Origin of the sequence: Clostridium sp. OM05-5BH (assembly GCF_003481505.1) — a bacterium.
Lineage (GTDB): Bacteria > Bacillota > Clostridia > Lachnospirales > Lachnospiraceae > Otoolea > Otoolea fessa.
In genome coordinates this window covers 1-23,268 of record NZ_QULJ01000011.1, presented here as the reverse complement: position 1 = coordinate 23,268, position 23,268 = coordinate 1, and the positions used below count along the sequence as shown (strand labels likewise).

Below are 23,268 nucleotides of genomic sequence, written 5' to 3'. Positions count from 1 at the left end.
CTCGGTTTTCACTTGTCAGTCTTTCTCTCCTCTTGTATACTTAATGAATGAAACGAATTTTACATTTTATATGAAAGGACTGTTACATCCATGATGAATACACAGGCAGTTGTCCATATCCGCAAAGGCGAGGCTCGTTCCCTGAAAGCCGGCGGTATGTGGATCTATGATAATGAAATTGAACGAATTGAGGGCGAATTTGAAAATGGCGATATCCTTCGTGTCGAAGATTTTGACGGTTATCCGCTCGGATGTGGTTTTATCAACACCCGCTCCAAGCTTACCGTGCGGATGCTTTCCCGCAAAAAGGATACTGTCATCGACGATGCTTTTATCGAAATGCGCGTCCGCAATGCCTGGGAATACCGCCGTCAGACAGTTGATACCAGCAGCTGCCGCCTGATTTTCGGCGAAGCAGATTTCCTTCCGGGCATCGTGATCGACAAATTTTCCGATGTGCTGGTCGTTGAATCCCTGGCGCTCGGTATCGACCGTCTGAAACCGCTGATTCTGGAAAAACTCGTCAAGGTGCTTGAGGAAGACGGCATTCATATCCGCGGTATTTACGAGCGCAGCGACGCTAAGGTCCGCTTACAGGAGGACATGGAGCGCTATAAGGGCTTTATCGGGGAACCATTTGATACAAAAGTAGAGATCGTTGAAAATGGTGTCCGCTATCTGGTAGATGTCAAGGACGGGCAGAAAACTGGCTTTTTCCTCGACCAGAAATACAACCGTCTGGCAATCCAGCGTCTCTGCCCGGGCAAACGCGTTCTGGACTGTTTTACCCACACCGGCTCCTTTGCCTTAAATGCAGCCGTCTCTGGCGCCAAAGAGGTCATCGGCGTGGATGCGTCCGAACTTGCCGTCGCACAGGCGCGTGAAAATGCAGAGTTAAACGGTGTTTCCGGCACTACCACCTTTCAGTGCGCGGATGTCTTTGACCTGCTTCCGGAATTAGAGGCAAAAGGTGAGCAATTTGACGTCGTGATCCTCGACCCGCCTGCCTTCACAAAATCCCGCAGCTCGGTCAAAAATGCCATCAAGGGCTACCGCGAGATCAATATTCGCGGTCTGCGTCTGGTAAAGGACGGCGGCTACTTCGCCACCTGCTCCTGCTCCCATTTCATGACGCCGGAGCTCTTCACAAAGGCGATTCAGGAGGCAGCCCGCAGCGCCCACCGCCGCCTGCGCCAGATCGAATACCGCACCCAGGCAGCCGACCATCCGATTCTGTGGGCGGGGGATGAGACGTCCTATTATCTGAAGTTCTACATTTTCCAGATTGTGGATGAAAAGTAAAATTACAGAATGTTTGTAAGACTATAACCAAGCAATATGAACTGCTATTATAAATCATGAATCTGCAAATCCTCTCAGAGCAATCTGAGGGGATTTGTTTCGTTTTATCATTGTCTGTTCTGATAAATTATGATATACTTCGTACATGGAAAAACCAGAGAGCCAGGCGGCTTACCCTCTGTTATCGGAGGGTTGCTAGATTTCAGCAAAGCTTGTTTATCAAAGACTGGAACGAGGCACAAATCTAACCCTCCAGACGAAAGAAAGGAGGGCATTGCCAATGTATGTTACATACTCTGATTTGATTCAGATTGGAATATTCATTTGCGCCCTTGTTGGATTGTGTTATACAATTTTCAAGGGAAAACGAAAATAGCCGCCATTACTGCAATAATGACGGCTGTTAATAAAACAGTTATTTAATTTATTCAGGTAAGCCGCTCCTCTGGCTTTTCCTTTTTCTATCCCTAATATAACATATCTTTTCATCCAATGCAAGCGAAACCCCCTTTATAGAAATACGAACTCATAAGGGATTACCGCTGCAGCACCATACACCAAACCGGTGCCGACACCATCGAAAGCAGCGTCGTAAATACCACGCACTTCGTCGCAAAGACTTCATCCCCGCCATATTTCGCGGCAAGAATCGCCGTCGTGCTTGCTGCCGGCATCGCTGCCAGCACCACAGAAATCCCCATCACCAGCGTGTCAATATGGAACAGGAGGCAGCCGATCCACACAAGCGCCGGGATCAGGATCAGGCGCACGGCGGCATAGTAGCAGCTGAGTGGCGTGATCATCGTCTTCATATCTGCCTCCGCCAGAACGGTTCCGACGAAAATCATGGAGACTGCCGTGTTTGCCTTGTTTAAGCTATGTACCGTATCTCCCAGGAATCCCGGAATCTGCATCTGTAAAAGCATCAGCACAAAGCCGATGAATACGGAGACAATACACGGATGCGTGCATATCTTTTTAATCAGCGTCTTCCGATCCGGCGCCTTCGTAAAATACGTCATTCCCAGAGACCACATCGCAGTTCTCTGCGGAATCAGGTAAAAAGAGGCGTAGAAAAGCCCCATCGAGCCGAAGATGCCCTCCGCCACCGGATTTCCCAGAATCCCGGCATTGGACGCCATCGTCGCGTATTTGAGGACCTTCTTCTTTTCCTCTCCCACACCCGGATACAGTACCATATTTAAGATATAACAAGCCACCTGAACCATACACGAGACGAGCAGCGCCTGTGCGCTGCTCTTTAAGATATCCATGCTCAGTTCTACTTCAAATGACTCAATGATACTGCAGGGAAGTGTCACAAAGATGACCAGATCCGCAATGACCCTTTTTCCCTCATCCGTGATAATTCCCTTCTTCTTTAAGAATGCACCCAGAATCATCAGGGAAAATAACATTCCCTGCATCCGGTACAAACCATCTAAATTCAAAGCATTTCCTCCGTTTCACACTCTCTCATCACTCAATGATGATTCCCGCATCCGTCTTACTTCCCGGTGCACTGCTTCCATTCGGGGAACCGCTGCCGGAAGGTTTTTCTCTGCCATTCTCCGTGCCGGTGCCAGAATTTCCGCCCGGAAATGCCGGCGAAGAACCGCCAGACTCTGCCTCACTGCTCTCCCGCGCATTTTCCTTTGATGCATGCGTACCGTCCGGACGGCTTTCCTGCTCAGAAGCGTCATTCTCCTGTGTTTCCGAAGCATTACCGGTCTCTTTCTCCGACTCGTCGCTGCCGCTCCCGGCTTCCTGGCTTTCGTCCGCGCCGCTCTCCTGCGTCGGATCCAGAATGGAAATTGTCGTCGCCTCGGTCGTCTTCGGCAATGCCTTCGTTTCTGCCTGTTTCGTGCCATGAACGCCTGTATCTGATACAATTTTCTGACTGATCGTCCGGACCGTCTCAGTCGGCGTGTATTCCTCATCGCCAAACAGGAAATGATGCAGCTCGATGACATTGCTCTCCAGCGTCTGCGGGATGACGCAGGCGCCCTTGCGTCCCATCTTCTTTTCCCTCAGCTCCGACGGGAAACCGGTCGTCTCGGTCAGATGGTAACGCGTAATATTTCGTCCTATCTTCAACAGATCATTGATCTCGATGCTGGTCGCCACCTGTGGAAATACCGTCTGCACAATATTGTTGATCGTCGCCCAATCTGCTTTTTTCATCTTCTCAAACGCGAGGGAAATAACCTTTCTCTGCCGTTCGGTACGGGCATAGTCCGTATCCATCAGACGGAGACGCCCATATGCAACCGCCTGCACACCGTCCAGATGGTTCATGCCCGCTGATTTAAGCTGGGTCGAAGCGACGCCGGTCGCCTTGACCGTCTCAGAAATGAACGCATTGATATAATAAAACTCTGATTTCGTGATCTCCACGTCAATGCCGCCCAGAATGTTGATCGCATCTGCAACGGCTTTCCAGTTAAAGGTCGCATAATCGTCAATATCGATATCCAGGTTCCTATTGAGCGCCTTGACAACCTGCTCCGGTCCGCCCTGCATATAAGCAGCGTTGATTTTGTTGTAGGTATTCTTGTCGCTGATATTTAAATATGAATCCCGGTACACCGAAACCAGACGTATCTCACCGGTTCCCTGATCGATGTTGCAGAGAATATTGACATCCGAGTTGTTGCCCTTTCCGACCGATGAGTTACGGCTATCCACGCCGAAAACCGCGATCGTCCAGTAACCGCTCATCTGCTCCTGCTTCTCCTCCGAAATCTCGACGTTTTTGATCTCATCCGGGTTCCACGGAAGCCGCTGCATCAGATCCAGACGGCTGCTGATATACGAATATCCCGCAAAGCAGAGAATCCCGATCAGCATCACGCTCTCCAGAAGAATAAACCATATCTTCCGCTTCTTTTTCCGGCGCGCTTTCAATTTAACCGGGTCGGCGTAAATATCCGACCGGTTCATGGTCCGGGTTTTCTCCTGATTCCGGCTCTCCCGGCTGCTGCCAGGCTGCGTCTGTCCCCTCTTTGCCGCTTTCTGACCACTTCGGCTTCTATCTCCGCTCCGGTGGGATCCGTCCTCCCGGCGTTCCGTAAATGAATCCGTGATCAGTGTCAGACCATCGTCTTCCATCTCCGACGGTTTTGCCCGTCGGCTCCGGCGGTGTCCTGACCTATCTCTTTCTTCTTCATATCCCATGTGGTTTTCCTCATCAATACGCGTTTTTATTTATAAAGCCCTTAAAAACCGTCAAAAACATGATTTTAAAATCAAATCCCAGCGTCCAGTTCTCGATGTAATACAGATCATGCTCAATCCGCTTCGTGATCGAGGTATCGCCCCGGTAACCATTGACCTGTGCCCATCCGGTCATTCCCGGACGCACCTGGTGTTTGATCATATAACGCGGAATCTCTTCCTTGAATTTTTCAACGAAAAACGGGCGTTCCGGGCGCGGTCCAACCAGGCTCATATCGCCCTTCAGAACATTAAACAGCTGCGGAAGCTCGTCAATGCTCGTCTTCCGGATAAATCTTCCAATCGGAGTCACACGCGGGTCTCCCGGCGTCGTCCACTGGCTTTTCTCCTTTGCCGCCGACTGTACCGCCATCGAGCGGAACTTATACATCTTAAACGGCTTATTGTGAAGTCCCACCCGCTCCTGACAGAAAATGACCGGTCCCGGCGAAGTCGCCTTTATAAGAATCGCCGTCACCAGCATCACCGGTGAAAACAGGATGAGCGCCATCATGCCGCCGACCAGATCCATCGTCCGCTTCATCGTTGCGTTGAGCAGATTCGTGAGCGGCACATGGCGGATGTGGATCACCGGAAGTCCCTGCAGATCCTCCATAAACGGACGGGTCGGGATAAAGTTATAATAATCCGGGATAAATTTCGTATGCACACCCGATTTTTCACAGCCTGCCACGATTTTTTCCAGTTTTCCATACTCCTGGATGCTCAGGGTGATCGCGATCTCATCCAGCGTATTGAGCGCCAGAATCGTATCCAGATCGTCAATTTTGCCGATCACGCGCACTCCCTTATATTCTTTGCCCCACTCCTCATGGTCATCCAGAATACCGCGGATTTTATAGCCCCACTCCGGGTTGACATTCACACGGTCAATAAATCCTTCCGCTGCCCGGCTGTAACCGACCAGAAGCAGATGCTTCTGGTTATATCCCTTCGACCGCATCGACCGAAGCGCTATCCGCAGGATATTCCGCATCAGAATCTCAGCAAAGAGATTGATGCCAAAAAACAAAAATACCATCGGACGGGAGAAGTTGTGGAAATACTCATTTTTACCGCCCAGGTAAAGCATCAGTGAGATCACCAAAAGACCGATGATGTTCGCCTTAAAAATATTGGCTAACTCCACCCGTCTTCCCTGAACCCGTTTGGGCGTGTAAAGATGAAAAAATGCGTATAAAATCAAATAAAACGGTACAATAAGAACGCCAGCCGCCAGATAGACGACTGCCATTGCGCTCTTATTATGCCCTGTTACATTAAACCACGACGTTCCATTGACGATAAACCACGCAAGTGCGTAGGCGCATGCAATGACACATGCGTCCAGCACTACGTGGAAATGGTTCAGCCGTTTCTGGTTATCTTTTATCATAGTATATCACCTGAATTCAGATTAAGCTCCCGGACCTGCCGGACCGCCGGGGCCTGCTGCATCGCTGTTTCCGGAATTCCCCGGATCCTGAATCTCTGTGACCGGGCTTTTCACACCGGAATTATCTGATGCACCCGGAGAAGTCTTTTCACTGGATGCCGCTGTCTCTGCCGCTGTCGTGGTTGTAGATCCCGGTTTTGCAACGGAAGACTTCGTCTCCGATGTGCTGCCTGGTCCGGATAAAGAATCATCCGCCTCGGTTGTCTTATCCGTATGATTTTTCTTGCCGGGAGTCGTCGTTGTTCCTGGTCCCTTACTGCTGTTGCTCTTCGACTCTTCTTCCTCCCAGTCAATCCAGTCTTCATCCGGATCAAAGATCTCGTCCAATCCGATCGAGCTCTCGCTCTCGCCCTTCTTGGTCTCATCCCCGCTCTCGTCATCCGACTCGTCCGAAGCACTCGTCGATGACTTCTTAGCGGCATCCTTCGCCGCTGCCTGCGCGGCAATACGGCTCGCCCGTTTCTTGATAAACGTCTGGGCGCTGACACCCTGATCGACCGGAACATGACCAATCAGCTTCGCATTCGTCGTAAGCCCCGTTACCTGCGCGATATGGCTGCTGTACTCCTTAACATTAGACGGAACCTGATAATCTTCCTCATCAAACAGGAACTTATGAAGCTCTTTTACGTTGTACTCCAGTGTCTGCGGGATAACGCAGTCACCGATCTTTCCAACATCCTGCTCACCTCTGGCTGCCGGGAATCCCGCGGTCTCACCAATATGGAACTTCGCGATATTGCGTGCCAGCGGAATCAAATCCGTAATATCAACATTGGTTGCAAGCTGCGGCATGATCGTCTGAATCAGACAGTTGAGTGTCGCCCAGTCTGCATTTTTTGCCTTATCAAAGGCTTTCTGAAGAATAATTCTCTGACGCTCGGTACGCGCATAGTCCGTATCTGAATAACGGATACGTCCGTATGCAACTGCCTGGATACCATCCAGATGTACATTGCCCGCATGGGTCAGCTGATGAGAACCGATACCAGTCTCCTTTACGGTCTCCGTGATGAAGGCATTGATCCAGGAGAACTCTGCATCACTCAGCTCGACATCTACACCGCCCAGAATGTTGATGGCATCCGCAACCGCTTTCCAGTTGAACGTCGCATACTGGGTAATGTTAAGACCCAGGTTCTTATTCAGCGCCTTAACTGCCTGCTCCGGACCGCCCTGTGCGTAAGCGGCGTTGATCTTATTATAAGAGTTTTTATCGTTGATATTCAGATAACTGTCCCGGAATACCGATACAAGACGGATCTCACCCGTCTCCAGATTGATATTGGCAATCATGTTGACATCCGCGTTCGTACCTTTTCCGACATTCATCTGCCCGTGCTCACTTCGCGAATCGACACCGAAGCACGCCACGGTCATGTAGCCCTTCATATCATCGATCTGTTCCTGGGACAGGTTGACGTTCTTAACCTGGTCCTCGTTAAAATCAATCTTCTGCATAGAACCGAAGGTTCTGTGATACATATACCAGAACGCACCGCCCAGAATCATCAATATAATCACGACAATCTCCGCCGCAATGATCATATGCTTTCTGTGGCGCGCCGATTTACGGTAATGGCTGCCGCGGCGTCCCGAACTCTTTTTTCCACTTCCAGCGCTCTTAGGACCGCTGTAGCCGGAACGTACTGAACCGCTGCCCGCCTCACCTTTTCTCTGGCTATTTTCGACTGTACTGCTGACTCTTCTGCGGCTGGTGCCGGAAGCAGAACTGCCGCGCGAAGAATACCCTGCCTGACTGGCACGGCTGCTTCTGCCCTCGCGGCGCGCCCTCATGCGCTCCAGCTCATCATCCTCATAATTCATAAGCTACCTCATCTTTCACTTGCTTGCTGCCGCTCAGACATTGTCTGATAAGCAGCCTTTCTCCGTGCTGCATCTGCTAAACCATGACCGTTCACACATCGCGCAAACTCTAAGTTACTGTCCACACATACGCGCCCAGTAACAACTCTAACCTTTTCCTCACGATTTATCAGATGCTGCTTTTTTCTCGATCTGTCTCACAGCAAATTCATAGACATAGAGAAATGTCCCAGCTAAAAGTTCCAGCTCTATCGCCAGATAATTTTTAAGCCGTTCCGGGCGGTACGCCACTTTTTTACACTTCTTTGCCGTCCGTATGCCTTCTTTCAGACCTTCCAGATAATCTTTTCCAAACCCGAGTTTCCTGAAAAATGAATATTTCACGAAAATCCCCGCTGCGATCGGAATCGCATTTATGATAAGCTGTAAGCACGGCATATTTTTATAATTCAGATACACATTGTTGCGTGCCGCCAGCTTAACCTTGAATGAATTGTACTTGGAACCGCTGGTTCCGCTTCCGACGTGCCATACCAGCGCCGCCGGGCAGTATATATTGTCATAACCCGCAATCCGGGCTCTATAGCCCACATCAATATCTTCCAGATAGGCAAAATGCATCTCATCGAAATAGCCTATCTCCTCAAATACCTCTCTCCTGTAGATCGCTGCGCCCGCACACGCCGAGAATACCCGGCTTGAACGGCGGTAATGCGTAAGATCCCGTCCCACGCCGCGCTGGTACGCCCAGCCAAGCAGGGAATACATATCGCCTGCATCATCCAGCCTGTCTGGATGGTACATCTGGATCATCCGGCTGCTGACGGAAAAGATGCGCTCCGACTGACCGATCGCACGCACCATCTCCGCCACGAAATACTCGTCCACCCGGACGTCATTATTTAAAAGCAGCACATACGGTGTGTCTGCCGCCTTGATTCCGACGTTGACTGCACCGGAAAATCCCGTGTTTTCCGGCAGGAAAATCGTATCGATCTGATGTTCCTTCAGCCACTCCACACTTCCGTCCGTCGAACCGTTGTCCACCACCAGTGTCCGGAAATTCGGATACGTCTGTGCATTCAGTGAACGGATGCATTCGTCCATAAATTTCAACCCATTATAATTGGGAATAATAATTGTCGTTGTAATCTCCATCCCGGGTTATACCTCCAGATGATACGGTTCTCCGATTTTCTCTTTTTTCAGATCCCTGAGGGCGAAATTGGACTTCCGCAGCGTCAGGTTCGGATTGTAGTAAGGATCTCCATCTTTAAGGATCTCCGGCCAGCGCTCCGAGAAAATCTTGATCTCCCTGTTAAAACGTGCCACCTTCTCCGGCGTATCCTCCAGTCCTCTTGACTTCGACTCATAATGATACAGCAATGCGTACGGATTGTAAACCACTAAATGATTTGATGCCCGCACTTTCATGCAATAATCGATATCGTTAAATGCGACCGCCAGCTTCTCCGTAAAGCCGCCGACCTCATCAAAGAGTGCTTTCTTTGTCATCAGGCACGCCGCCGTCACAGCGCTGTAATCCTGTGTACTCATCGCACGGTGGAAATAGCTGTTTTCCGCCTTATGAAGCCCTATAAACGTATGCCCTGCGATGCCGCCGAAACCAATCACGACGCCCGCATGCTGGATCGTATCATCCTGATAGAGCAGTCTCGCGCCAACTGCGCCGACGTCCTCACGCTGGCACAGTCCCAGCATCTCCTCGATGAAATTCTCCGCAATCAGCTCGGTATCATTATTTAAAAACAGCAGATATTCGCCCTTTGCGAAGGTCACGCCGAAGTTGTTGATCGCCGAATAGTTAAACTCGCGCTCCCAGGTTACCACATGGACATTGGAAAATTCCTTCTGAATCTTTTCATAGTATTCAAAGGTTTCCTTCTCCGTGCTGTTGTTCTCTACAATGATAAACTCAACATTGCGGTACGTTGCCCGCGTCTCAATCGCCCGCAGGCATAGATCCAGATCCGTATGGTGATCCTTGTTCGGAATGATGATCGATACCAGCGGTTCCCCCTGAATTTTATATACAGAGTGATAAATGCCGTAGTCCACACCTTTTTCCACGCGCTCCGCCTCGATACCGACGCGTTTATAATGATCCATGATCGCGCGCGCACCCGCATCAAATGCGTACAGCTTGCTCTCCGGGTTGCTCGCTGTCGAATCCTTGTGGCAGCGCCAGTGATACAGCACCTTCGGGATATGGCGAATCTCCTTCGCCTTCTCCGTACAACGGAAAATAAAGTCATAATCCTGCGCTCCGTCGTATTCCTGACGGAAGCCGCCCACCTGCGCTGCCAGATCGTGGCTGACGACAAACAGATGGCAGATATAGTTGACGCTGCAGAGCAGATCGATATTGAAATCCGGCTTAAAATGCGGATCAAACAAAGCGCCGCCGTCCATATCCAGCTTATCCTCATCCGAATAGAAGCAGTCGCATCCCGGATGTTCCTGTAACAGTTTCGCACACTCATAGAGAGCATTCGGTGTCAGCTTATCGTCATGGTCCGCCAGCACAATATAATCGCCGGTCGCCATATCCATTGCTGCATTCGTATTGCCGGAAATGCCCTTATTTTCGCCTAAAATTACGTATTTAAAGCGGCTGTCCTTCTTCGCATACTGCTCCAGCACCCGCTCGCAGCTTTGTCCTGCCGGACTGCCGTCCGCCACGCAGACCTCCCAGTTTGCGTATGTCTGTTCCGCGATCGAATCCAGCATTTCCCGCAGAAATCGCTCCGGTGTCTTAAATGCCGGAATCACGATCGAGAATTTAACCGGCGCGTCAAACACCTTTTTCCTCTGCTCCTCCAGCTCCTCCGCCGTCGGCTTCGTCAGTGAATACCACTCGCCGTAATCGTAGTCATTGTCAATTCCCTGCAGTTTGTGCTTGGATTTTACCAGCAGGGCTTTCAGACCATTTTCCTTCCAGAAATCCAGACAGACCCGCACAGTCTCCATGTTCATCAGATCGCGGATCTTTTGCATCCGCTTGTGCGCCACACTGCTGCGCTTGCGGATCAGTTCTTCATTATATTTAATGCGGATTTTGCGTCCCTCGCCTTTTGCGATCAGATAATAATCTTTTCCGCGCTCATACGGGAACTGGATATCAAATCCAAGCTCTTTTTCTACCGTTCGCCCAAAATAAATCTGGCTGACGTCGTCGCGGCGGGTCGCCACATACTGAAACCGGATCGGCTGATGTGCCCCATCTTCAACCTGATAGGTGATCTCCGTCTCCGGCGTCTTTCCGATCGCCCAGCCATTGAGCTGAATCGAATTTTCACGAATCCGAACTACATCGACATTACATTTCATGCTGTTTGCCCCCAACTTTTTTCACCGGTGTATCAAAATTCAGCCGCTCTTCCTCCACTACCAGCGGACGCTTCATGACTCTCGAATTGATCGATAAAATATACTCTCCCACCAGACCAATGAAAAAGATTTGAACCGACCCTAAAAAGCACATTCCAATCAGAACCGGCGCCATACCAGCCGGAAAATCATACCAGTGAAGCAGTTTCATCACCAGATATACAATCGCCACGATCATACTGATCGCCGCGCAGATACTTCCAAAAATCGTCGCCAGGCGCAGACCGACCTTCGTATAGGAGGTCACACTGAGCATCGCGGCATCGTAGAGCCGGTAAAAATTGTTGTGTGTCTTGCCTGCGCGGCGCTGCGGCTGGATATATGGGATCTCCTTGCGCTTATAACCAAGCTCCGCCACGATTCCGCGCAGAAACGGCGTCGGATCGTCAAGCTCCCGCAGAATCTCAATAAAATCGCGGTCATACAGACCCGAACCGGTAAAATGCTCAATCTGCTCGACATCGGAGAGTTTCTTTATCATCTTGTAATAGCAGCTCCTCAGCGCATACATGATCGGGTTTTCCTTGCTTCCCGTCTTGATGCCGATGACAATCTTGTAGCCATTTTCCCACTCATGGACATATTTCGGGATCATATCGACCGGATCCTGAAAATCTGCCACCATGCTGATCACGCAGTCGCCGGTACACTGTAACATTCCATAATACGGGGAATTGAACTGTCCAAAGTTTTTGGCATTAAAAATTGCCTTGATCCGTGGATTCTCGCTGCAGATCTTCCGAAGAATCGGGCGCGTCTGGTCCGTCGAATCATTGTCGATAAAGACAAGCTCATAGTCATATTCCGGCAGATCGCGCTCCAGCGTCTCCACAACCGCCTCGCTGATCGGACCTACATTCTCTTCCTCGTTGTAGCAGGGAATTAATATACTGATTTTTTTCATACTTTTCTGATTCCTATTAATTTGCTTTTTGTTTGAACTCTTCTGTTTCGTTCCACCAAATTTCGAACACAAAAAAAAGAGAAAGCCGCTTCGGCTATACTGCCTTTATTTTAAACGTCTTTCTCTCTTTTGACAACCTACAATTTTCTTAACGATTTTTGGCTGCTTCGCTATTTACTTGGCATAAACTGATAAAATATGTCCAAATATTTACCATTCTCTCCCGTCACTCTGCACAGAGGGCAGAAAAATCATTTCTGAAAAGCTAGAATTCTCTTCATTCCTTCTTCAAAATATACCTGTGGCTTCCAGCCAACCACCCGCTCCATCTTGCGGATATCCGGGATCAGATTGACGATTCCCTCTGCATTCGGCGGGCGGACGCCAAATTCCATGCTGCCCTGCCTGCCGCACAGCTCATAGACCGTCTCGACAAACCCGCGCAGCGGTCCTGTCTCATCCATCGGACCGCCCAGATTGTAGACACATCCGTGATCCGTGAGATTTCCCGCATATTCTGCCAGATCCGCCAGGGCGCGCCCCGCATCGTCAATATACATGAAGTTCCAGAGCTGCGTGCAGGCGGTCATCGTCATCTTCTCCCCTGCCCGGAAGACCCGGACACAGGAGGAAAGAAGCGACCACGGGTGATCGCCCGGTCCATACGTGCTGAAAATCCGTGCATGCCCGTAATCCAGTCCCAGTTCCCGGCAGAGCACTTCCGCCCGCTGCCGGACTGCCAGTTTCGCGCGTCCATACGGGGAGGTCGGCTCGCAGACCGTCTCCTCGTCTGTCAGCTCGCTCTTGACGCCATACTCCGCCTGCGAACCTGTAAAGAGAAACCGCCGGCACCCGAGGTCTTTCGCCACGCGGACGGCATTCAGCGCGTCCTGCACGCTCTCCTCCTGGACTGCCTCATTTTTCCGTGAATCACTCCCTGCACCGCGCCAGCCCATATGGAGAAACACATCGCATCCGCCCGGAATCCGTTCCGGCAGTTTCGAGAGATTCCCCAGATCCTCCTCCAAAATCGTGAGTCCCTGCGGAAATTTTCCATTTTCCCGCAGCAGATCCGCTTTCGTCGAATGCTCCCGCAGTACGGCGTATACCTGATGTCCGCGATGTAACAGCTCGCGCACCGCCCCCAGACCTACAAAGCTGGTGGCACCTGTGACAACTATCTTCATTCTATCGTTTCCTTTACTATTTTTTAATACGCGGAATCAGCATGATACGGTCCATCTCCTCGTCCGGCAGGAATGGGGACAGATCCTCCAGCGGCGGCGATACAAGCGTTCCGTCCGGCAGTCTCTTCGCCGCGGACTTTGGCTCAAAGTTCTGATCCAGCGTTACAAATACCTCGCAGATCACCGGGCCGTCCATCGCCAGCGTTTCTTCTACCTTCTCGCCCAGCTCCTTGTTTCCATGAATCGCTACATATGGGAATCCATACGCCCACGCCAGCTTTTCCATGCTCGGGAATCCAAGATCGCCGCTGTCCACGCCGATACCGATGAGCGGCTCGCCGAAGAAATTCTTCTGGGTCTGGCGGATGGAATGGTAACCGCCGTTATTGATAATGAAGATCTTGATCGGCATCCGGTGGCTGACAACTGTCTCAAGCTCCTGTAAATTCATCTGAATACTGCCGTCTCCGGTGATCAGGATAATATCCTGGCTGTGATCTGCCACGCACGCGCCGATCGATGCCGGAAGTCCGTAGCCCATCGAAGCGATGCCGGAGTTCGAGATAAATCTCTGTCCCTTTTTCACAATATTTGCGTGTCCACACACAACATTTGCAGATCCATTCCCCACAACCACGATCTGGTTCTCATTTAAACGGCGGCTCATCTCATACGCAAATGCATATACGTTTGCCTCTGTCTCCGTGCCGCCGTTCATGTGCTTCGGCAGAACCACCGGATAATCATGCTTCCAGCCCTGGCAGATACGCAGCCACTCTGCCTGCGCGTCCTTGTACTCCTGCGTCATCGAAGCCGCGCCGTCCGCTTTTCCTTCCTCCGAAAGAACCTCGTCCATCACGGTCAGAAGATCCTTCACATCCGCGTGAACCGGCATGTCCACATGCAGGGTCGGCTTTTTCAGCTCTTCGGCATCGATATCATTCACAATCACATACGCCTCGCGCGCCCAGGTAGTAAAACGGTAACCGACCTGGCGGAAACTCAGACGGCTTCCGAGCGACAGCACCAGATCGCTGTTCTGGATCGCGAAGTTGCCCGGGCGATCGCCGACGTTGCCGCCTTTTCCGATGTACAGCGGGTGTTCGTCATAGATACAGTCGATGCTGTCCGCGCCGGTCACAACCGGGATTCCCAGCTTTTCAACCACGCGCATGAAAACATCGTGCGCCGCGCCGATACGGATACCATTTCCGGCATTGATCACCGGACGTTTGGAGGTGCGGACTTTCTCGATGATCGCACGCGCCGTCTCCTTCGTCACACGTGCCGGAAGTTTTGCACGAAATTCACCTTTTCCGGCGGTATCCTCCGGGATCTCGGACGCGCTCTCTGCCGCCCAGCCGGTTCCGCCCGCCTCATAATCCTCCGGATCAAAGCCGATCAGATCGTCTGTCTCGATCATTGCCGCCTGCACATTCAGCGGAATATCCAGCCAGGTAGGACCCGGACGACCGTTGTAAGCCAGATACAGGGCTTTTTCCACACAGAAGCGGATACGCATCGGATCGATCACCATCTCACAGTATTTTGTCATATTGGCAACCGATTTGGTGATATCATACTCCTGATCGCCCATCGCGCGCAGGTGAAGTCCCGTGCTGCGCGCTGTCGTGTCATAACGCACCTGTCCGGAAATGACAAACATCGGGATTGAATCCAGGAATCCGCCCGCAACGCCGTTCATCGCATTGATGCCGCCAGGTCCCGTCGTCACGCACACTGCCGCAATCTTGTTGTGGATGCGGGCATACGCCTCCGCTGCCATCGCACATGCCTGCTCATGATGATTGTAGAGGCAGTGAAGTCCTTCCTGATGCCCCAGCGCGTCATCCAGATGCATCGCGCCGCCGCCCGTGATCATAAACACATCCGTGATGCCGGATGCGAGAAGCTTTTCTGCTATATAATTAGAAAGTTTCTGTTTCATTTTGATTTCCTCCTGAAAATACCTTGTCAAGTGGTCATATTATACCACACATATTTCTTTTTTCATAGCCGACACGGCATTTTCCCAACTCCTTACATTTTTCTTATGCTGTCTTGTATTTCTCCTATTTCTTTTCTATAATAAAGGTCAGCATCCGGTTCACATCGGTATGCCTGAATCGTTACGTTACGATTCATTTTACTTTATGTAACTGCTTTATCATACAGAGGAACGTCTTATGAATCGATTAGCACAGGAAAAAAAGGTCTGCGCGCTGATTCCGGCGCGGCTTAATTCGGTTCGCTTTCCGGGAAAGGCATTGAAACAGATTGATGGGATTCCAATGGTTGTGCGGGTTCTCGCAGCGGCGCGGGACAGCGGTGTATTTGATGCCGTTTACGCTGCGACCGACAGCCCTGAGATTGCTGCTGTTTGCCAGACATATGGATTTGAGGCGGTTTTCACCTCCCATTCCCATCAGAATCCGACCTCCCGCATTCAGGAGGCGGTGACGATTCTGGAAGATTCCAAGTCTGCTTCTTCGCGGAAATTTGATTTTTATGCGATGATCGGCGGGGATGAACCGCTTCTGACACCGGAGATTCTGCAAAATTTTATGGAGCAGGCGCTTACTGTTATTACCTCAAAAGAGAATGTACAGCGTCCATTTCTCATCAATGCCATGGCAGATATCCCGAACGATGCCGAGACAGCCGATCCATCCAACATAAAAGTGGTCTGCCGCCCGGACGGCACAGGGCTTTACATTTCCCGTGCGCCAATTCCATTCCGCAAGGGGACGCTTGACAAACCTTCCCGGAAATTTGTGAGTATCGGGCTTTATACGCGGGAATCGCTTGATTTCTTCTGCCAGAGCAGACCGGGCATTCTGGAACAGATCGAGGGCGTGGATTTGCTGCGTTTCCTCGAATATGGGAAAACGATCCTATTTCTTCCCATCTGCGGATATACGCTTTCCGTAGACACCCCCGCCGACCTTGAAACAGTACAGGCGATTTTACACAGGAGGACTAGCACCCTATGAATAAGAAAACATACCGCGGCGTGATCTTCGACCTCGACGGCACGCTGCTCGATACATCCGAAGGCGTCTTTGCGAGCGTGCGACACACGGTAGAAGCACTTGGAAAACCTGCCCTCGACGAGGCGACACTCCGCACCTTTATCGGACCGCCCGTCAAGCTGTCGCTCATCCGCCTCTATGGACTGGACGAGGACGCCGCGAACCACGCAACCGAGATTTTCCGCACCCAGTACAAGGATCACGACCTGCTGAAAGCCGAGCCATACGCCGGTATCAAAGACCTGATCCGCGCACTCCGCGCACAGGGCTGCAAGATCGGGGTTGCCACCCTGAAACGTGAAGATTATGCGCTGACTCTGCTGGAACATTACCATTTCACAGAACTCTGTGACTCCATCTGCGGCAGCGATTTTGCCAGCAAAATGACGAAGGCTGACGTTCTGCACAAGTGCTTAAAAGCTTTGGAGTTGTCTCCATCCGAGGCAGTTCTTATCGGTGATACCTCTTCCGACGGAAAGGGTGCCAAAGAGGCAGCTGTCGATTTTATGGCAGTCACCTACGGCTTCGGACCAGATACCGCGGAGGCATGGCAGGAATATGCGCCGGTTTATACGGCAAAGGATACGCATGATATCGGGGCGTTTCTGGGAGTCAATTTTTAAAATTACAAACATAACAAGGGGACAAACATCATGAAACAAGTCAAATTACTCGACTGCACTCTCCGCGACGGCGGCTACGTCAACGACTGGGAGTTCGGTCACGACAATATTGTTACTATTTTTGAACGTCTGATCAGCGCGGGCGTGGACATTCTGGAAGTTGGTTTTCTGGATGACCGCCGCACTTTCGACCGCAACCGCACGATCATGCCGACAACCCAGTGTGCCGATCAGATTTTCGGCAAGCTGGACAAGGGAAATACGATGATCGTTGCCATGATCGACTACGGAACCTGCGATATTTCTAATTTAAGCCCGTGTTCAGAGTCCTACATCGACGGCATTCGCGTCATTTTCAAAAAACATGTGATGCATGAGGCGATCCAGTTCTGCCACGAAGTCAAAAAACTGGGCTACAAAGTGTTTGCACAGGCGGTTTCGATCACCAGTTACTCCGACCGTGAGCTTCTGGATCTGGTTGACCTTGTCAACGATCTGGAACCGTATGCGATGTCCCTTGTAGACACCTACGGTCTGCTGCATCAGGATAACCTGCTGCACTATTTCCAGCTCTTAAACTACAACTTAAAACCATCGATCGCGATCGGCTACCACTCCCACAATAACTTCCAGCTCGCATACTCAAACAGCATGGAAGTCTTACGCGAACCGGCAGACCGCACCGTTTTAGTTGATGCCACCCTGTACGGCATGGGAAAAAGCGCCGGAAATCTTCCGATCGAACTCATTTCCATGTACATGAACACTGTATTCGGACGCAATTTCAATGTCAGTCAGATGCTCGAGGCGATCGACATCAGCATCATGCCGTTCTTCCGCAAGAGCCCATGGGGATATAACCTGTTCTTCTATATTTCCGCCTCCAACAACTGCCATCCGAACTACGTCCGCTTCCTGATGGATAAGCACACCCTGTCGCTTAAATCCATCAATACGATTCTGGATGCGATTAAGCCGGAGAAAAAACTGCTCTACGACAAAGATTACATTGAAACACTGTACCGCAGGTATCAGAGCACAGAATGCAATGACGAAGCCGATATTCAGGCATTGAGTGCTTCCTGGCGCGAGCGCCCGCTTCTGCTGCTCGGTCCGGGAAAGAATCTGGAACTGGAAAAGGAGGCAATTCTTTCCTATATTAAGGCGCACAATCCGATCACAATCTCCGTCAATTTTATCCCGGAGGGAATTCCAATCGATTATGCGTTCTTAAGCAATTCCAGGCGCTATGTCCAACTCAACAACCGCCTGCTCGAGCACGCCGACGCCCAGGGACGCCCGGTGCGCGTCATCGCGACCTCAAACGTGACAAATGTCAAAGATACACATTTTGATTACACCTTAAACTATAATTCCCTGATCGACCAGAATGCAGAGATCATCGATAATTCCTTTGTCATGCTGCTGAACGTCCTGACCAAAACAAGCGTCCACCACGCCGCCTGCGCGGGATTCGACGGATATACGATCGATGGAGACAACTATTATAATTCCGCGATGGACTACCGGATCGCGCGGGAAAAATCACAGAGTATTAACCAGTATGTGATAGATACGCTGGAGAGGCTGGCAGGAACGCTGACGCTGGAGTTCCTGACGGATTCGAAATACGTAAAATAAAAAATTATATTTTCATATAGAAAAAGGGGTGTTCCAGCTGGTTCACCCCTTTTTCCACATCTCTCCACCCTTTCCAGCAACGCACACTATCTTTTTACGCATAATCCCCGTATAATAAGCCCCGTAATGCAGCGATGGATTTTCGCATTTTCAAAAAGGAGAGATTATACCATGCGTAAGCAAACTAAAACTTTAGCTGTTTTATCCGCTGCGGCTTTGTTCGCGGCTGCTGCACCTATAATGACAAATACGGGAACTTACAGAGTTCTGGCGGCTCAGAGCGGCTGGACAGAGGAAGATGGTCGTCTTTATTACTACGATGAGGACGGCTATAAAGAGACAAACACATGGAAAAAGCGGAATGGCGACTGGTTTTATCTCGATGAGGAAGGCGAGATTGCTACCAATCAGAGAGTCGATGACTATTTCGTCAACGATGAGGGGCACATGGCAAAGAACCAATGGGTTTCGGCTGAAAATGAGATCAGCTACGACAGCCCGGATTCTCCGGACGGCGGCTCCTGGCTCTATTTTGGCAAGGACGGCAAGATTGTAACTGCCAAATGGATGAGCATCAACGGAAAAACCTACTATTTCGACGAGGACGGACTGATGCAGACCGGGCTTCTGGAGCTGGACGGACAGACCTACTACCTCGGCGAGGAAGATGACGGCGCCAGAAAAACCGGATGGATTCTGCTGGAAACCATCACGAAAGACACCGACGATGAAGATATCTGGTGCTATTTTGACACCGAAGGACGCATGATCGTAAACCAAATGGACCGCAAAATCGACAATGCCTACTACACCTTCATCGACGGCCAGATGCAGACAGGCTGGATCAATGTCGCGGAAGCTGGATTTGTAAGCTCCAGCACACCTTCAAACGAAGCAGCAACAACGGACAACTCTGCCACAGACACTGTCAGCTTAAACGATTTCCGCTATTACGATCCGGAAAATGGCGGACGCCGGGCAAGCGGCTGGTACACCATTGAAGGGGCACCGGGCATCAGCGAAGAAGAAGAGCCATTTTCCTTCTTCTTTAAAAACGGAACTGCTTACTTTGCCGAGAAGGATCTTGCTATTTTCACCATCAATTCCGAGCGCTACTGCTTCAACGAGCGCGGTGAAATGCAGACCGGGCTTCAGAGCCTGAAACAGGCGGATGGCAGCTTCGCCTCCTACTACTTCGGCGACGACGGCGTGATGCGTACCGGCAAGCAGACTATTTACAATGATGATTTAGAAGAAAACCAGATCTGGTATTTCCAGACCAAAGGTTCCCTCAAAGGACAGGGCTACCATGGAGAGCGCGATAACCAGGTTTATGTAAACGGTCTTTTAAAGAAGGCGGATCCGGAACTCCGCTATGAGCCGGTTTCCATCGGTGAAAAACGCTACCTGGTAAACACCAGCGGCACCATCCAGAAAGCAACCTCTTCCTCCTCTTCCGCTTCCCGTCCGGAACTCGGAAAAGGGTTCAAGGATATCAAAGACAGCAATGATACTGCCTGGACAGTTGACACATCTGGAATCATCCAGTAAAATATAATATTGCATCCGTTCAAATACCGCAGGACACTTTTGTGACACCGCGGTATTTTTTCTGAAAGATGTCTTTTTTTATCGTTTTAAAAATTTTTTTGGAAATTTTTAAATTTTTTTCTAAAAACCAGTTATAATGTTCCCGATTAAAACGTATTATAATAAAGGGGATGTTTTCATTTTTCTCCCAATGACTCAACTCTTACTTCTACGGAGGCAACTCTATGCGTGGTTTAAATGTTTATTGCTGTCCAAACTGTGGACATTATGGATTCTTTCAGCTCGTTGCCAATGCGGTGTGTCCGCATTGCTCAATCGCCATGACTCCTCTTCCCATTCCGTATCAGGATTTCATGGACTTAGACTATCCACAACGGCAGATCCTGATTTCCAGACACATGATTAATGCGGCAAGCCCTTTGGATTCTAAAGCCAAACAGGCGAACAAGGCTAAGGCACCAGGGCAGACAAAGCCATCCGGCCGGAGCAAATCACCGGATGATGCAAAATCGTCGGATCAAAATGCAGCACCTGATAACACCAAATTGATGACAGATCATTCTGCAGCACCGGGTAAAACAAAATCATCTTCCACTTCCTCGAATCTCCATCCGGATATCTCAAAAGATTCCGACAAGGAAACTCTCTATCAGGAAGTATTGGCGCTAAGAGAGAAAAACGAGCAGCTGGAGCAGACGATCTCCTGGATGCATGATTTAATCTGGAAATTGACGCGCCAACTGCATATTACATAGAGTACATAAAAAATGCCGCATGATTCATTCTGGTTTAATAACATACCTTCTGAATCATGCGGCTTTGATATTCGATTTAGTATTTAATTTTTGATTTGATTGTTCACTTGCTCCATCTGGTATAAATGAGCCTCTTCTCTCCCATCTTATCCAGTTTCTCCGCTTATCCCGCCTTCTCCGTCTTACAGAGTATGTAGTGGTCAATCATCCGGTTTAAGCTTTGATTCATCTGATCCAGAGTTTTAAATAACTCCTTAAGCTCACGCTTTAATTCTTCATTTTCCTGTTCCAAAACGACCAATTTTTTAGCTTCATCCATAAACTCTCCTCCTTTTGACTGCCTGTTCTTCCATTCAGATGACCACACTGCATAACGCAGCTCTGCCAGGCGATCCTATCGTTTTTTCGTTTCATATTATTTATAAACCGATTTTAAGAAAAATAAAAGAGTCTATCGATCGCAAATTTCGACACGGGTTACTGTTCACACATTACTTTAAATTCTAAATCGACAAAGTTCGTCATTTCGGCTTTTCCGCCGAATCTGCCCGGATTTGCCGTCTATTTGAGCTATTCTGCCTGTTCTGCTTTCTCTCTTGTGAGTGTAAGCCCAATCGCCAGCATCGCCCACATAATCGGCGTCGCGATCGGGAGGTTGATATTAACAACTGCCTGTGCTCCATAGCAGAGCACCGCCAGAACAGGCGCCAGAATCCAGGCGCACTCTTTCCATTTTCTGCACATCCGCACGCAGGCGCTGCCCAGAAACGCAAGATAGGATGCAAGCGCAAGCGGTCCCATTGTAACAAGGTACTGGAAATATTCGTTGTGGGCGCTCTCATAGAAAACTCCATACCGATCCAGCGCATCCTGCCTGAAATCCCAAGTCAGAATTCCATATGTGTCTGGTCCAAAACCAAACAACTGATGCAGGAACGGCAGCTCGCGATAGGACTGCCAGCCAATTCTCCAGCAATATCCCCGGTTCGTCCCCCAATCATCATCAAAAACAAGATACTGGGACAACGCGCTGTACCGTTCCGCATGTCCTCCCAGATTTGCATCATAGAAGACAAATGCCACTGCCAGGCATCCAAGAATCAAAACTGCACACCAGCCACGCCAAATCCATCGTCCCGGTTTGCTCTCTGGATTCGTCTGTTCCATCTTCCGTTTCCAAACACAGAGAATCCCCGCCAGAATCCAGAATAAAACGACGACTCCCTCCAGATAACGATAGCGCACCAACACGCCAAACACACCGCCCAGACCGATGACCTGATCGGCATATACTTTATTGACCGTATCTACTACCTTGATCACGGTCATAAACGTAGCCGCCAGAATACCATAATCTGCGATGCCCCGCCATGTCGTAAATAAAAACAGCGGCATCACCGCAAACAGCATTCCAAGTGATAAATATGCATTATCACTCTGTCCGGTAATCAATGCAAAAAAGGCCAGCGCCGAAACCAGATAATACCAGATACGGCGTCCCACTTTTCTCTCACTTACAAAACAGCCGCAGGCAACCGCCATCGTAAGCGCCACAAACGCCGTATATGTGTTAATATTTCCCAATGTAGATACAAACAGGTTTCCCTGTTCATTGCTCACGCCCTTTTTCCATCCCAATAAATCCATCTGGAAATAATCTGTGATTCCAAACAGACAGACCAGAACGGACGATGCCAAAAACACATCCAGGTACCATTTTCTCATCCGACCATACTTGCTGATCACAATCGTTCCCAGCACATACAGCGTAATCAAGAATAATCCGCTGAATCGTCCCTCATTTCCCCAGAACGACTCATACACATAGTCCGACAGCACCGTCGATATCAGTGCCAGCGCCCAGAAAACTGCCAACGCCTTATAGGCAAATGGCTGCTTTTTTAATTCAGTCAGTCGAAACGCGCCCAAAAAGCGCCGCACATGCGCCCCGCCAAACCGCTTTAAGTCCATGCACGCAAATACTATCGCTGCGATCAGGCATGACGCCAGCATCGCAACCGTACTGAGCCAGTAAAACTGATATTTCGATACCAGAATATCATAATAATAATTATGGAAATATAGCGGAAATGCCCCAAACACCACACACAGATACACCGACACAATCCATGAAAAAACCTTTCGGACTTTTCCCTCCCATGCCTGCTCTGCCAAAATGGATGCAGTCGGAGCTCCCTGCTCTCTTGCAATCTCTGTCTGTTCCATCACATTCTTCTCCTTTTCTTATTCGTAAAACCAGAGAAACGGCTTGTATCAGTATAGCATTTCGTTTTGTGGATAGCAAGAAAGGAAATCTTAAATTTCCCCTATTATCTCGTTACTGTTCACGCATACGTGCCCAG

17 protein-coding genes are annotated in these 23,268 nt (G+C 49.9%); 6 read left to right on the top strand and 11 right to left on the bottom strand.

What is annotated here, in order from left to right; all coding sequences use genetic code 11:
- The first annotated feature begins 93 nt into the window (after window positions 1–93).
- Window positions 94–1,302, top strand: coding sequence for a class I SAM-dependent rRNA methyltransferase (locus DXB70_RS12080; RefSeq protein ID WP_118673414.1), 1,209 nt, complete (start codon window positions 94–96; stop codon window positions 1,300–1,302).
- 536 nt (window positions 1,303–1,838) lie between these two features.
- Here DXB70_RS12080 and DXB70_RS12075 read toward each other — a convergent pair.
- The 9 genes from DXB70_RS12075 to DXB70_RS12035 all read right to left on the bottom strand — a co-directional run bounded on the left by DXB70_RS12075 (window position 1,839) and on the right by DXB70_RS12035 (window position 15,251).
- On the bottom strand, window positions 1,839–2,753 hold the full coding sequence (locus DXB70_RS12075) for an AEC family transporter (RefSeq protein ID WP_182429162.1): 915 nt from the start codon (window positions 2,751–2,753) through the stop codon (window positions 1,839–1,841).
- A gap of 28 nt (window positions 2,754–2,781) precedes the next feature.
- Window positions 2,782–4,479, bottom strand: a complete 1,698-nt coding sequence (locus DXB70_RS12070) for an LCP family protein (protein ID WP_118673397.1) — start codon at window positions 4,477–4,479, stop codon at window positions 2,782–2,784.
- A gap of 13 nt (window positions 4,480–4,492) precedes the next feature.
- Window positions 4,493–5,914: an undecaprenyl-phosphate glucose phosphotransferase gene (locus DXB70_RS12065; RefSeq protein ID WP_107001458.1), complete on the bottom strand. Its 1,422-nt coding sequence runs from the start codon at window positions 5,912–5,914 to the stop codon at window positions 4,493–4,495.
- Between the two features lie 21 nt (window positions 5,915–5,935).
- The gene (locus tag DXB70_RS12060) at window positions 5,936–7,801 is read right to left on the bottom strand and encodes an LCP family protein (RefSeq protein WP_118629257.1); all 1,866 of its coding nucleotides are present in this window, start codon (window positions 7,799–7,801) and stop codon (window positions 5,936–5,938) included.
- 159 nt (window positions 7,802–7,960) lie between these two features.
- Window positions 7,961–8,959, bottom strand: a complete 999-nt coding sequence (locus DXB70_RS12055; protein ID WP_022359149.1) for a glycosyltransferase family 2 protein — start codon at window positions 8,957–8,959, stop codon at window positions 7,961–7,963.
- 6 nt (window positions 8,960–8,965) lie between these two features.
- Window positions 8,966–11,152: a glycosyltransferase family 2 protein gene (locus DXB70_RS12050; RefSeq protein WP_107001456.1), complete on the bottom strand. Its 2,187-nt coding sequence runs from the start codon at window positions 11,150–11,152 to the stop codon at window positions 8,966–8,968.
- Entirely contained in the window at window positions 11,142–12,116 is a 975-nt protein-coding gene (locus DXB70_RS12045) for a glycosyltransferase family 2 protein (protein WP_107001455.1), read from the bottom strand. Before DXB70_RS12045 ends, DXB70_RS12050 begins: the two co-directional genes overlap by 11 nt.
- 251 nt (window positions 12,117–12,367) lie before the next feature.
- Window positions 12,368–13,303 (bottom strand): NAD(P)-dependent oxidoreductase, encoded by a 936-nt coding sequence (locus DXB70_RS12040; protein WP_118493659.1) that lies wholly within the window; start codon window positions 13,301–13,303, stop codon window positions 12,368–12,370.
- 16 nt (window positions 13,304–13,319) lie between these two features.
- A complete protein-coding gene (locus DXB70_RS12035; protein WP_118626917.1) occupies window positions 13,320–15,251 on the bottom strand; it encodes a thiamine pyrophosphate-binding protein in 1,932 nt (643 codons plus the stop codon).
- A gap of 238 nt (window positions 15,252–15,489) precedes the next feature.
- Between DXB70_RS12035 and DXB70_RS12030 the strand changes: the two genes are divergently transcribed.
- The 5 genes from DXB70_RS12030 to DXB70_RS12005 all read left to right on the top strand — a co-directional run bounded on the left by DXB70_RS12030 (window position 15,490) and on the right by DXB70_RS12005 (window position 20,905).
- Window positions 15,490–16,296, top strand: coding sequence for a 3-deoxy-manno-octulosonate cytidylyltransferase (locus DXB70_RS12030; protein ID WP_118673396.1), 807 nt, complete (start codon window positions 15,490–15,492; stop codon window positions 16,294–16,296).
- Window positions 16,293–16,958, top strand: coding sequence for an HAD hydrolase-like protein (locus tag DXB70_RS12025; protein WP_022359155.1), 666 nt, complete (start codon window positions 16,293–16,295; stop codon window positions 16,956–16,958). Before DXB70_RS12030 ends, DXB70_RS12025 begins: the two co-directional genes overlap by 4 nt.
- Window positions 16,959–16,988: 30 nt before the next feature.
- Entirely contained in the window at window positions 16,989–18,599 is a 1,611-nt protein-coding gene (locus DXB70_RS12020) for an aldolase catalytic domain-containing protein (protein ID WP_118673395.1), read from the top strand.
- Window positions 18,600–18,770: 171 nt separating this feature from the next.
- Window positions 18,771–20,150, top strand: a complete 1,380-nt coding sequence (locus DXB70_RS12015) for a cell wall-binding protein (RefSeq protein ID WP_118673394.1) — start codon at window positions 18,771–18,773, stop codon at window positions 20,148–20,150.
- A gap of 224 nt (window positions 20,151–20,374) precedes the next feature.
- A complete protein-coding gene (locus tag DXB70_RS12005; protein WP_107001448.1) occupies window positions 20,375–20,905 on the top strand; it encodes a hypothetical protein in 531 nt (176 codons plus the stop codon).
- A gap of 163 nt (window positions 20,906–21,068) precedes the next feature.
- On the opposite strand, the gene DXB70_RS14195 is transcribed toward DXB70_RS12005, so the two are convergent.
- Window positions 21,069–21,224, bottom strand: coding sequence for a hypothetical protein (locus DXB70_RS14195; protein WP_181357241.1), 156 nt, complete (start codon window positions 21,222–21,224; stop codon window positions 21,069–21,071).
- Between the two features lie 251 nt (window positions 21,225–21,475).
- Window positions 21,476–23,131 (bottom strand): O-antigen ligase family protein, encoded by a 1,656-nt coding sequence (locus tag DXB70_RS12000; RefSeq protein WP_118293400.1) that lies wholly within the window; start codon window positions 23,129–23,131, stop codon window positions 21,476–21,478.
- Window positions 23,132–23,268: the final 137 nt, after the last annotated feature.